Source organism: Flavobacterium sp. 316 (genome assembly GCF_000967805.1).
Taxonomy (GTDB): Bacteria; Bacteroidota; Bacteroidia; order Flavobacteriales; family Flavobacteriaceae; genus Flavobacterium; species Flavobacterium sediminilitoris.
In genome coordinates, this window is record NZ_JYGZ01000002.1 from 474403 (window position 1) to 487757 (window position 13355).

Sequence of the window (13355 nt, forward strand, 5' to 3'; positions counted from 1 at the left end):
ATAATATGAAAAAAATAGAGATAGCCTGTTTCAATGTAAAATCAGCAATAATAGCTTCTAAAGCAGGAGCAGATAGAATTGAATTCTGTGAAGGATATGAAATAGGAGGAATTACTCCCAAAATAGAAGATGTAAAAGAAGTTAAAAATAAAATTCGTACAGACTTATATGTAATGATAAGACCTGTAGGAGGTAAATTTAATTACACAGAAAAAGCTTTTTTACAAATGAAACAATCCATCCAAGAAATGAAGTTATTAGGAGTTGATGGCTTTGTTTTTGGAATATTAACACCACAAAATACAATAGATATTGAGAGGAATAAAGAACTATTAGAACTTGCTAAACCATTACCTTGTACTTTTCATAGAGCTTTTGATACTATAGAAGATAAGAAAACAGCTTTATCAATACTTATAACATTAGGATTCACAACAGTACTTACTTCGGGAATAATCACAACTGCTTTAGAAGGAAAAGAAATATTGAAAACACTTTTACAATTATCTAAAAATAAAATAACAATAATGCCAGGAGGAGGTATTCGCGCTACAAATATTCAACTTTTAGATAGTTATATAAATGCATCATATTATCATAGCGCAGCTTTAAAAAAAGAAGAAGAAATAACCGATTTTGATGAGGTAATTCAATTAAAAAAGAATTTATCATGAAGATAAAATTTGGAACTATAAAAATTTATACACTTTTATTTATAGTCCATTTTTCTTGGTCTCAACAAAATATTAAAAATTTAGCAAATGAAGAATGGTATTTTAAAAATGCTAAAGACAGTATAAAATATAAAGCTTCAATTCCAGGTACAATTCATACCGATTTGCTAGCGAATGCATTAATTCCTGGCCCTTTTTTAGAAACAAATGAAAAAAAAGTACAATGGGTTGAAAATGAAGATTGGATATATGAAACGGATTTTTATCTATCTAAAAAAGAAAAGCAGTTTAAAAATATTGATTTAGAATGTTTTGGACTAGATACTTATGTAATACTGTATGTTAACGGAAAAGAAATAAGTAAAACAAATAATCAATTTAGAAAATGGACTTTTTCTGTACAAGAATATCTAAAAGAAGGAAAAAATAAAATCGCAATTTATTTCCAATCGGCTGTTAAAAATGGGAGAAAAGAGAGCGAAAAGTTAAAATATACATTACCAGGAGAAGAAAAAATTTTCACACGAAAAGCGCAATATCAATATGGATGGGATTGGGGACCAAGATTAGTAACATGCGGAATAATTGACACTATTCAGTTAAAATTTTGGAATAAAGCAATTATCGAAAACCTTCAATATAATCAAAAACAATTAGAAGATTCTTTTGCAGAAATAGAATGGATGGCAGATATTATTTGTGAAGAAGAAGGAACATATCATTTCCAGTGGAATGAAAATACTTTTATAAAACAATTAACCAAAGGAAAAAACAAAATAAACTGGACCGATACAATTCATCAACCTAAAAAATGGTGGTGCAATGGTTTAGGAGAGCCAAATTTATATGGTTTCGGATTAACCTTATCTCAAAATGGAGATATACTCGATAAAAAAGAATTAAAAATTGGATTAAGAACAATTGAATTAGTTCGAGAGAAAGATGCTATTGGTAGTAGTTTTTATTTTAAAATAAATGGTATTCCTGTTTTTATGAAAGGAGCTAATTATATTCCACCAGATAGTTTCATATCTAGAGTAACAGATAGTATTTATCAAAGTATTGTAATCAATGCCAAAAAAGCGAACATGAATATGTTACGAGTTTGGGGTGGAGGAGTTTATGCTTCGGATAGCTTTTATAAAGCATGTGATGAAAATGGAATATTAGTTTGGCAAGATTTTATGTTTGCGTGCGCCATGTATCCTGGAGATAACTCTTTCTTAGAAAATGTAAAATTAGAAGTAATCGATCAAGTAAACAGATTACAACATCATCCCAGTATTGCTTTATGGTGTGGAAATAACGAAATAAACGAAGGATGGCATAATTGGGGTTGGCAAAAACAGTATAATTATACAAAAGAAGAGGAAAATATTATCTGGAACGACTATGAAAAATTGTTTCATGAAATTATTCCAAATGCAATAAAAGAAACTGTTGCTAACAAACAAACCATTTACTGGCCGTCGTCACCTTCTATTGGATGGGGAAAAAAAGAAAGTTTATATCAAGGAGATTCCCATTATTGGGGAGTTTGGTGGGGAAAAGAACCTTTTGAAATCTATGAAAAAAAAGTCGGACGCTTTATGAGCGAATATGGCTTTCAAGGTATGCCAGCATTGTCAACAATAACCAGTTTTACAGATAAATTATCATGGAAAAATGAAGCAATAAAAACCCATCAAAAGCATCCTGTAGGGTATGAAACCATTAAAGAGTATATGGAAAGAGATTATCATGTGCCTAAAGATTTTGATAATTATTTATATGTTTCACAATTGTTACAAGCAAGAGGAATGCAAATAGCAATAGAAGCTCATAGACGAGCTAAACCTTATTGTATGGGAACATTATATTGGCAATTAAATGATTGTTGGCCAGTTACTTCATGGAGTTCTATGGATTATTATGGTAATTGGAAAGCTTTTCATTATCAAGTAAAAAGGAGTTATGAATCGTTACTTTTATCAGTGTGTAAAGAAAATGAAAAGTACGTAATTTATGGAATAAACGATGAGGTAGAAATAAAAAAAGGGAACTTAAAAATTCAATTGATAGATTTTGATGGAAACATATTATGGCATAAAGAAGAATATATCACTATTAAAGAAAATCAAAATAAAATAATAACTGTTTTAGATGATTCTTTGTTACAAAAAGTTAATCAAGAAAAAGTAGTCCTATCTGTGAAATTAGAAACAGATAAAGAAAAAATAACATCAAATTATTACTTCGTAAAACCAAAGAAATTAAAATTAAAAAAACCAACTATTATTATAAAAAGACAAAACGAAACAACTATAGAAATAACCACCAATACGTTAGCTAAAGATGTTTTTTTATTTTCAGAAGGAGTTCATTTTGAAGAAAATTATTTTGATCTTTTACCTCATGAAAAACGAATTATTCATTTATCAAGTCCAACAGAAAATATAATAGTAAAATCATTATTTGACACACTTAAAAATTAAACTACAAATGAAATAATCATAAAAAGTGAACCTAGCATAATAACTAACCAAACGATTAAGCCTTGTATTAAAGGTTTAAAGCCAACAGAAGTTAAGGTTTTTCTGTTTAATCCGCATCCTATAAGAAATAGAGTTAATGTTAATCCTGCTTTTGCAAGTCCTGTTACATAATGATTATATTGCTGTACTATTGGAATATAAGTATTTGCTATCATTGCCAAAACAAATAATCCAATGAAATAAGGAATTCTTATTTTGATACCTTTATTCTTAAAAAGGAGAGTAGATAAAAAAGCAAGAGGAATAATCCATAATGCTCGTGCAAGTTTCACTGTAGTTGCAATTTCTAATGCTTCCGATCCATATTTGTTTGCAGCACCTACAACCGAACTTGTATCATGTATAGCAATGGCACACCACATTCCAAATTGTGTTTGAGATAAATTCAATTGATGTCCTATAAAGGGAAATAAAATTAAAGCAATAGAATTTAAAATAAATATAGTACCTAATGCTACTGATATTTGTTTTTCATTTGCCTTTATTACAGGAGAAATAGCAGCAATTGCACTTCCGCCACAAATAGCTGTTCCTGTTGAGATTAAATACGATGTTTTCTTTTCTATATTTAAAAATTTTCCAATGAAAAAACCAGCAATCAGAGTTCCTATAATAGATAATATAGTGAAAAATAAACCTTCTTTGCCTACTTGTAAAGCACTTGTAATATTCATTCCAAAGCCTAATCCAACAACAGAAAACTGTAATAAAATATGAGTAGCCTTATGATTAAGATGTAAATAGGGATGACCAATAAATTGCGCAATTATTAATCCCATTAATAAAGCAATAGGAGGAGTAATTAATGGCGATAAACAAAATACAACAGCTAATAAAAAAATCAATTCTCTAGTTGTAATACTTTTGTTCAATATAGATTCAATTCCCTTTTTATCTTGATTTTTCATTACTTAAAACTAATTTTTGTTTGATACAAAATTCAGTCAAGAATATTATAAAAGGAAATGGTTAAATATTATACACCATTACTTAAAGTTATAGTGACTAGCAAATTTCATAAATAATTCAGGTAATGCTTCTGTTTGCCCTTGTTGTTGAATAAAATAGAAATCGCGTTCTATCACAAAATCTTTAATATCAATAATACTATATTTGTTTTCTTTAAGTTCTGTAAATATAGAATGAACAGACAAAAAAGCCATGCAATTACTGTTAAGAATATAATTCTTTATGCTTTCAGTACTTCCTAGTTGCATTTCAATATTTAAATCGGAAATTTTTATTCCTAATGGTTTTAAATGATGCGCAATTACTTCTAATGTTCCAGAACCTTGCTCTCTAAACAAAAGTGGAATGTTTTTCAATTCATCAATAGTAATATTCTGTTTTTTTGAAATAGAATTATTACTATTTGCAACCAAAACAATTTCGTCTTTTACAAACTGAGTATATTTGAGATAGGATTTTTTAGATTTCCCTTCGATTACACCTAAATCAATCTCATTGTTCTGTAAAGCAATTTCAATTTGTTCTGTATTATTAGCAACTAGGGAAACTTTAAGATGATCAAATTTTTCATGAAAACGAGCTAAAATTTGCGGCAAAACATATTGTGCAATTGTAGTACTTGCTCCAATTCTCAGTTTTCCATTAAACTTTTGAGTCACAGTATTGAGTTCAAACTCTAAATCACGGTAAATTTCAAAAAGTTTTTCAGTATGAGAAAGTAAAATAATTCCAGCTTGCGTTAATTTAATTTTAGATCCATTTCTTTCAAACAGTTTTATTTTAAGATAACTTTCAATTTCTTGAATATGTTTAGAAACAGCAGGTTGAGTAATAAATAACTCATCCGCTGCTTTTGTGAAATTGAGTCGTTTTGCCACTTTATGAAAGACTTGTAAACGAAAATCAAACATAATACTTAGATATAATTTTTATTTGATAAACAATAATATTGTTTATAGCTTAATCAATAATAGTTTTATTGTTCAAAGATAAAGCATTTAAAGTTTTTTATATCTTTAAAAACAGTCAAGGTACTTTATTTCCAATCTGAAATTAATTTTTCTAAACCTTTTTTAATTCCGTTATAATAATTTTCATTTTTTTAAGAATAGGATTCTCAAATTTTAATAACGTATTTGATTCGTTTGTTTTACAAGAAATTAAACTTATAATTACAAAACCACTGTAAATGATACGCTTTGTTTAATCATTTACAGTGGTTTTAATTCAAAAACAGTTTAGTATTCATAATCTATTTCATGAATATAAAAATTATTGGGCTGTTTCTGTAGATTTCTATTTCAAAACATCAACTTCAATATAGCTATCATTAAATACTTTAATAAAAGCTTTAGTATAATCTTCTTTGTTTGCTAAATATGGATTTTCTAAGAATTTTTGAGGATTTACAGCAATTAAAGGATACCAAGTGCTTTGAATCTGGATTTGGATTTTGTGTCCTTTCTTAAACGTATGTAAAACATCTTGTAGCCTAAAATTAACTTCAGTAGTCGTATTTGGAGTTAGCGCTTCTGGTTTTTCAAAACTGTTTCTGAAACGCGCAGGCATAATTTCACTTCTCACCATTTGATGATAATTTGCATAAATCACATTAGGTTTGTCTTTATTTTCTGGCTCATCAAGCGGATAAATGTCAATTAGTTTTATCACAAAATCAGCATCAGTTGAAGAAGAAGCAATTTTTAATTTTGCCATAATTTCTCCCGCAAGCGTAGTGTCTTCAGTTAAATAATCGGTAGTAAAAGTTATTACATCAGGACGACTAAGAACAAAACGTTGATCTTCGCTCATGTAGTTTCTTGGTGTAAAACCATTAAAATCAGCATAATTTATGCTACTTGGAACAGGATTATTCGGGTCGCTATAGTATTCTGTAAATCCAATTTTACTTGATTTGTTAGTTTCTAATTTACCATTTGAACTTAAATAAAAATTAAGTTTACTTGCTTTATTTGGAGGCCAATTTGTAAATTCATTCCATTCTTTTTTACCAGTATCAAACATATAAGCTTCTGGTAGAGCAACAGTAGTTTTTGAATCTCCTTTTAAATAGTGATCAAAGAATTTGTATTCAATATTTTTTTGATAAAAAGTAGCAATACTATCGCCAAAATAAATGTCATTATGAAAATGTTTTCCTTTTTCTCTACTCCATCCACCATGTGAAAAAGGTCCCATAACAATAGTGTTTTTAGCTTTTGGACTTGTTTTTTCAATTGTTTTGTAAATATTTAAAGGACCTGCTAAGTCTTCTGCATCATACCAACCTCCAACAGTCATCACGGCATGATTTATTCCTTTTAAATGAGGTAATAAATTTCTTTTTTGCCAAAAATCATCATAATTAGGATGCTCAATAATTTCTTGCATAAAAAAGTTGTCTTTGTAATATTTATCGGTTGCTTCTTTTACTGTGCCTAATTCATTATAGAAAACCGAACCGTCTTTTGAAGTAGGTCTAATATATTGATCCATGTACCAAGCTTTGTCTTCTGCTTTTGTTTTTTGTACTCCAAAAACAGGAAAAGTTTTAAAATATCCCATTAAGAAAGCACCATTATGGTGAAAATCGTCAAAAAAGAAATCAGAAATAGGAGCCTGTGGAGATGAAGCAACTAAAGCAGGGTGATTTGCTAATGTTCCAACAGCAGTGTAAAAACCTGGATAAGAAGTACCATATTGACCTACTTTTCCATTGTTGTTTTTAATATTTTTTATAAGCCATTCTATTGTGTCATAAGTATCGGTGCTTTCATCAACGTTTTTCTTGTTTTTGTGTTCCACTTGTGGTGTCATGTTAGTAAAAGTTCCTTCACTCATATATCTTCCTCTAACATCCTGATATACAAAAATATATTTATCTTCAGATAGAAAAGTATTCGGACCAATCGATTTTTTGAAATTTTCTTCTCCATAAGGTGCTACACTATAACATGTACGTTGCATTAAAAAAGGATATTTTTTATCCTTTGAAATATCTTTAGGTATATAAATAGAAGTAAACAGTTTTACACCATCTCGCATAGTAATATAAATCTCTTTTTTGTCATAATTTGATGCCAAATCTTCTTGTGAGAAAGCACTTAAAGACAAAATCAATAATAAGGTTTTAATTAAAAATTTCATTTAATAGATATTAGTGAATTAATAGATGTTTATTTAGTTCTTCGAAGATATTAAGTTTTTTTGAATAAATTTAATGGTATGATTATATATTAGTTTTTAAAAAGTTTGTAAGAATAACTATATTCGCAAAATGCAATTATCCGTAATCATTCTTAACTATAACGTACGCTATTTTTTAGAGCAATGCGTTCTAAGTGTCCAGAAATCACTTGAAGGTATTCAAGGAGAGATTATCGTAATAGACAATAATTCATCTGACAGTAGTTGCGAAATGATGAAAAATCGATTTCCAAATGTGAAATTGATTGAAAATAAAGAGAATTTAGGTTTTCCAAAAGGAAACAATATAGGAGTTGCTGAAGTTAAAGGAGAATATATTTGTATTTTAAATCCAGATACTGTTGTTGCAGAAGACACATTTAAAAAGATTTTAAATATTAAAAATTGGAGCGATAACACAGGAATTATAGGTTGTAAATTAGTTGATGGAACAGGAGAGTTTTTACCAGAATCTAAAAGAGGAGTCCCAACACCATGGATTGCTTTTACTAAAATATTTAGATTGTATAAAATCTTCCCAAAATCAATATGGTTTAACCAATATTATGCTCAACATATTAAAGAAGATCAATCTGGAATAGTTGATATATTAGTTGGTGCTTTTATGGTAATGAAAAAAGAATTATATCTCGAAGTAGGCGGATTTGATGAAAGTTGCTTTATGTATTCTGATGATATAGATTTAAGCTATATGATTAAAAAGCTAGGAAAAAGCAATTATTACTATCACGAAACAAGTGTAATACATTATAAAGGAGAAAGCACAGTTAGAGATGGAACTTATATGAAGCGATTTCAAGAAGCAATGCAGTTTTTTTATAAGAAACATTTTAAAAAATCTGTTTTTTTTGATGTAATAATGCGTGTTGGAACTTTCTTATTTAGTCTTTCTAAGAAAAACCAACAAAAAAATAAAATAAACATAATTGATGAATATGTGTTTTTTACAAAATCAGATGCAAAATTAAATGTATCAAAGCCAATTAACAGATTAGATTCTTTTAATCAATTTAAAAGAAACGAAGAAAGAAATATTGAAGTTATTTTTGATACAAATTCATTTTCATATAAAGAAATAATAAAATTTATGACTGAGAATAAATCAAAGAAAATAACATTTAAGAATTATTTTAGTAATTCAAGTTATATAATTGGTAGTAATAATTCAAATGATAGAGGAGAAGTAATTGTATTAAAATAATTTATGATATTCTTTATAAACAGATGGAAAAATTAGTATTTTTGCAAATCAAATAGAAAAACACAACTATAGTTTAAAAATATGGCAAAGTTTGAATTGAAATTACCCAAAATGGGAGAAAGTGTTGCAGAAGCAACTGTGACCAACTGGTTGAAAAACGTTGGAGATAAAATTGAAATGGATGAAGCAGTACTTGAAATTGCTACTGATAAAGTAGATAGTGAAGTACCTTCTGAAGTTGCAGGAACACTTATAGAAATTCTTTTTAATACAGATGATGTTGTCCAAGTAGGGCAAACAATTGCAATAATTGAAACAGAAGGAGAAGGTCAAGTTGAAGCAACTCAAAGTGAGGCTGTGGCTGCTCCTGTAGCTATAGTAGAAAAAACAATTGAGGCTGCAAAAGAAACGGTTTCCGCACCACAAGATTTTTCAAGTTCAGATAAATTCTTCTCACCATTAGTAAAAAATATTGCAAAGGAAGAAGGAATTTCTCTTCAAGAATTAGAAACAATTCAAGGTTCAGGGAAAGACGGACGTGTAAATAAAGAAGATATATTAAATTATATAAAAAATAGAGGAAATCAACCTATTGTTGCTTCTTCGTCTGTTGTTGCGGCACAAAAAGCAGCTCCAGTAGCTCAATCTCAAACAGTTTCATCAGCTACACCAGTATCTGTTAATGGTGGAGATGAAATTGTAGAAATGGATAGAATGCGTAAATTAATTTCGAAGTATATGGTAGAATCTATTCAGACTTCTGCTCATGTGCAATCTTTTATCGAAGTTGATGTTACTAATATCGTAAAATGGAGAGAGAAAGTTAAAAACTCTTTTGAGAAAAGAGAAGGTGAAAAACTAACTTTTACACCTATTTTCATAGAAGTAGTAGCAAAAGCATTAAAAGACTTCCCTGGAATGAATATTTCTGTAGATGGAGATTTCATTATTAAAAAGAAGAATATTAATTTAGGAATGGCGGCTGCTTTACCAAACGGAAACTTAATTGTTCCTGTAATTAAAAATGCAGATCAGTTAAACCTAGTAGGAATGGCTAAAGCAGTAAATGATTTAGCAAACAGAGCAAGAAATGGAAAATTAAAACCAGACGATACACAAGGAGGAACTTATACTGTTACAAATGTAGGAACATTTGGTTCTGTTTTTGGAACTCCTATTATAAATCAACCTCAAGTTGGTATTTTAGCACTTGGAGCAATTAGAAAAGTTCCAGCAGTTATTGAAACACCAGAAGGCGATTTTATTGGAATTCGTCAAAAAATGTTCTTGTCACACTCTTATGATCATAGAGTAGTTGATGGAGCGTTAGGTGGAAGCTTTGTAAAAAGAGTAGCAGAATATTTAGAAGCTTGGGATATAAACAGAGATGTTTAGTCTAAATAATATTTAATAAATATATATGACAGGTTTATTGCCTGTCATTTTTATTTTCAAAAAACATCAAAAATTTGCTATACGTAGCTTTGCTTTAACATTATCTGCTATTTCTCTTAGATTGTTTAAATACATTATTGTATTTTTGCTCCAAACACCACCAATGGATACTTACAGAATAGTATCTTGGTTAGGTTGGATTTTTAACTTAGTAATTGCAGAAGTTGTTATACTTTACCTTCTTAAAAATAAAAAATATAATGGAATTAAAACTTAATAGACCTATTTGCTTTTTTGATCTTGAAACCACAGGAATTGATGTTGCTAGAGATAGAATTGTAGAAATTTCAGTTTTTAAAGTATATCCAAATGGAAATAAAGAAAGTAAAACATGGTTAGTAAATCCTACAATTCCAATTCCTCCACAAACGACAGCCGTTCATGGAATTACTGATGAAAAAGTTGCAAACGAGCCTACTTTTAATGAATTAGCGTCTCATGTATATAATATGATTAAAGATTCAGACTTGGCAGGCTTTAACTCAGATCGATTTGATATTCCTTTATTAGCTGAAGAAATGCTTCGTGCAGGAGTAGATTTTGACATGAAAAATAGAGTTTCAGTTGATGTGCAAACAATTTTTCATAAAAAAGAAGAACGTACATTAAGCGCTGCATATAAATTCTATTGTAATGAAAGCTTAGAAAATGCGCATAGTGCGGAAGCAGATACAATGGCAACGTATGAAATTTTAAAAGCACAATTAGATAGATACGAAGATTTAGAAAATGATATAAAAACATTATCTGAATTCACAACACGCAAAAAATCAGTTGATTTTGCAGGATTTATAGCATTAAATAAAGAAGGAAAAGAAGTTTTCTCTTTTGGAAAACATAAAGGAGTACTTGTAGAAGAAATCTTAGAAAAAGAACCAGGTTATTTTAGTTGGTTACAAAACGCAGATTTTCCTTTATATACAAAGAAAGTGCTAACAGCAATAAAATTAAGAAAATTAAACACAAAATTATAAGAAAGCTATTTTTAAGTCGTTTTGTAATTTTTAAACTTAGGCAACATAATAAAATGAAAATTATTTGTATTGGACGCAATTATGCAGACCATATCTCAGAGCTGAACAATGAAAAACCTAGTGAACCAGTAATTTTTTTAAAACCAGATACAGCTGTTCTGCCTAAAAAAAATCCATTCTATATTCCAGACTTTAGTAAAGATGTTCATCATGAAGTAGAGATCTTAGTTAAAATAAATAAAGTAGGGAAATATATTAACTCAAAATTTGCTCATAAATACTATGACGAAATAGGATTAGGTATAGATTTTACAGCACGTGATTTACAAAGTGAACTAAAAAGCAAAGGGCTACCTTGGGAAAAAGCAAAAGCATTTGACCATTCGGCGATTATTGGTGCCTTTTTACCGAAAAAATCGTTTGCATCATTAGAAAATGTTAACTTTGAGTTAAGGAGTAATAATAATGTTGTACAAGCAGGAAACACTTCTTTGATGCTTTGGAAAATAGATGAAATTATTGCTTATGTATCGCAATTTTTTACACTAAAAAAAGGAGATATTATCTTTACAGGAACTCCTAAAGGTGTTGCATCTGTCAAAGAAGGTGATGTTTTAGAAGGATATATAGAAAAGAACCAGATGTTTAAAATACAAGTTAAATAAATATAATTTATGGCATTGCAATACAATTTATCTAAAGTGTATGAAATTTCCGAAAACGATATCGATTTTGCACTTCAAATTGTAAATCTTTTCTTATTAGAAGTACCAGCAGAAATAAAGTCAATAAAAGTTGGTGTTGAAGAAAAAGATTACTCAAGAGCGTATGCTGCGGCTCATAAAATTAAACCCTCATTAGATTTACTTGGAATGGATTTAGCTTATGAAGAAAATCTTCAAATTATGACATGGGCTAAATCAGAAGGGAAAAAGAAAGAAATTAAAGAAGTTTATAAATCTTTAAAAGAACGAGTAGACCTAGCAATAAAAGAGCTAAAAAAAGACTTCAAAATTTAATTACACCACATTTTAATGAAAGCTACAATTGTTACCATTGGTGATGAAATATTAATTGGTCAAATTATAGATACCAATTCATCTTATATTGCAAAAGCCTTAGACAAAATAGGAATTGCTACTTACGAAATGCTTTCTGTATCTGATGAAAAGGAACATATCTTAGAAACACTTGAAAAACTACAAAATAAAGTTGAGTTAGTTATCATAACAGGTGGATTAGGACCTACAAAAGATGATATTACAAAAAAAACATTTTGTGATTATTTTGAAGATAAATTAATTGAAGATCAAGAGGTATTAAAACATGTTAAATATTTAATTGAAGGTTTCTATAAAAGACCTATTAGTCAAATAAACAAAGAACAAGCTTTAGTTCCTTCTAAAGCAACTGTGCTTTTTAATAAAATGGGAACAGCACCAGGAATGTGGATGCAAAAAGAGAATACTGTTTTTATTTCTTTACCAGGTGTTCCTTATGAAATGAAATACCTTATTGATGAGGTAATTGTTCCAAAATTAATAAATGAATTTAACAGATCTTCTATCGTTCATAAAACAGTGATGACTTATGGAAGAGGTGAAAGTTTAATTGCAGAGCAAATTGAAGATTGGGAAAATAATTTACCTAATTATATAAAATTAGCTTATTTGCCATCGCCAGGAAAAGTTAGATTAAGATTAACGGCAAGAGGGAATAATGAAGAAGGTTTAAAAAGCGAAATCGAAAATAGAATAAAAGAACTATACAAAATTATAGGAGAAATAATCGTAGGAACTGAAGATGATCAACCTATAGAAAATGTTATAGCAGAACTTATTACAAGTAAAAAGAAAACGTTATCCATAGCAGAAAGTTGCACAGGAGGAAAAATAGCGCAAAGTTTAACAGCAATTTCAGGTGCATCAAGTTACTTTAAAGGAAGTATAATAAGCTATGCTACTGAAACAAAGATTAATATTTTAGGTGTTCCAAGAGAATTAATAGAAACATATTCTGTAGTTAGCAAGCAAGTTGTAGAAAGCATGGCGCTTCAATCTCAAAAAATATTTGCATCAGATTATGCAATTGCAACAACAGGAAATGCAGGTCCAAATAAAGGAGATTCAGAAGCAGAAATAGGAACAGTTTTTATTGCTTTAGCAACACCAGAAGGTGTTTATTCTGAGGAATTTAATTTCGGACAACCAAGAGAAAAGGTTATAGGTAGAGCGGTTAACAAAGCTTTTGAATTACTTTATAAAGAAATTTTAAAAAAATAACAAAAGTTAGTTGTATAATTCGATTCAATTTTGTTTCTTTGCACCCTGATTTTGAATAA

Annotated in this window: 12 protein-coding genes; 9 read left to right on the forward strand and 3 right to left on the reverse strand. The window is 29.0% G+C overall.

Features of this window, described 5'->3' with window-relative positions:
- Nucleotides 1-5 precede the first annotated feature (5 nt).
- Nucleotides 6-674, forward strand: coding sequence for a copper homeostasis protein CutC (locus SY27_RS05770; protein ID WP_045968062.1), 669 nt, complete (start codon nt 6-8; stop codon nt 672-674).
- The gene (locus tag SY27_RS05775) at nt 671-3148 is read left to right on the forward strand and encodes a glycoside hydrolase family 2 protein (RefSeq protein ID WP_045968064.1); all 2478 of its coding nucleotides are present in this window, start codon (nt 671-673) and stop codon (nt 3146-3148) included. The genes SY27_RS05770 and SY27_RS05775 overlap by 4 nt, the downstream gene beginning before the upstream one ends.
- Here the strand turns inward: SY27_RS05775 and SY27_RS05780 are convergent.
- The 3 genes from SY27_RS05780 to SY27_RS05790 form a co-directional block, all read right to left on the reverse strand.
- Nucleotides 3145-4116, reverse strand: a complete 972-nt coding sequence (locus SY27_RS05780) for a YeiH family protein (RefSeq protein WP_045968065.1) — start codon at nt 4114-4116, stop codon at nt 3145-3147. The two genes, SY27_RS05775 and SY27_RS05780, sit on opposite strands and share 4 nt — an antisense overlap.
- Nucleotides 4117-4194: 78 nt before the next feature.
- On the reverse strand, nt 4195-5088 hold the full coding sequence (locus SY27_RS05785) for a LysR family transcriptional regulator (RefSeq protein WP_045968067.1): 894 nt from the start codon (nt 5086-5088) through the stop codon (nt 4195-4197).
- 385 nt (nt 5089-5473) lie between these two features.
- The gene (locus SY27_RS05790) at nt 5474-7324 is read right to left on the reverse strand and encodes a CocE/NonD family hydrolase (RefSeq protein ID WP_045968069.1); all 1851 of its coding nucleotides are present in this window, start codon (nt 7322-7324) and stop codon (nt 5474-5476) included.
- Nucleotides 7325-7454: 130 nt separating this feature from the next.
- Here SY27_RS05790 and SY27_RS05795 point away from each other — a divergent pair, with 130 nt between their 5' ends.
- The 7 genes from SY27_RS05795 (at nt 7455) to SY27_RS05825 (ending at nt 13296) form a co-directional block, all read left to right on the forward strand.
- Entirely contained in the window at nt 7455-8585 is a 1131-nt protein-coding gene (locus SY27_RS05795) for a glycosyltransferase family 2 protein (protein WP_045968071.1), read from the forward strand.
- Between the two features lie 81 nt (nt 8586-8666).
- A complete protein-coding gene (locus SY27_RS05800) occupies nt 8667-9980 on the forward strand; it encodes a dihydrolipoamide acetyltransferase family protein (RefSeq protein WP_045968073.1) in 1314 nt (437 codons plus the stop codon).
- A 25-nt stretch (nt 9981-10005) separates the two neighbouring features.
- The gene (locus tag SY27_RS05805; RefSeq protein WP_045968074.1) at nt 10006-10257 is read left to right on the forward strand and encodes a DUF2306 domain-containing protein; all 252 of its coding nucleotides are present in this window, start codon (nt 10006-10008) and stop codon (nt 10255-10257) included.
- Nucleotides 10241-11014 carry a 3'-5' exonuclease gene (locus tag SY27_RS05810; protein WP_045968077.1) on the forward strand — a complete coding sequence of 258 codons (774 nt, stop codon included), beginning with the start codon at nt 10241-10243 and terminating at the stop codon, nt 11012-11014. The genes SY27_RS05805 and SY27_RS05810 overlap by 17 nt, the downstream gene beginning before the upstream one ends.
- Before the next feature lie 53 nt (nt 11015-11067).
- Nucleotides 11068-11679 carry a fumarylacetoacetate hydrolase family protein gene (locus SY27_RS05815; RefSeq protein WP_045968078.1) on the forward strand — a complete coding sequence of 204 codons (612 nt, stop codon included), beginning with the start codon at nt 11068-11070 and terminating at the stop codon, nt 11677-11679.
- Nucleotides 11680-11688: 9 nt separating this feature from the next.
- A complete protein-coding gene (locus SY27_RS05820; RefSeq protein ID WP_045968080.1) occupies nt 11689-12033 on the forward strand; it encodes an Hpt domain-containing protein in 345 nt (114 codons plus the stop codon).
- Nucleotides 12034-12048: 15 nt separating this feature from the next.
- The gene (locus SY27_RS05825) at nt 12049-13296 is read left to right on the forward strand and encodes a competence/damage-inducible protein A (RefSeq protein ID WP_045968082.1); all 1248 of its coding nucleotides are present in this window, start codon (nt 12049-12051) and stop codon (nt 13294-13296) included.
- The last annotated feature ends 59 nt before the right edge of the window (nt 13297-13355 follow it).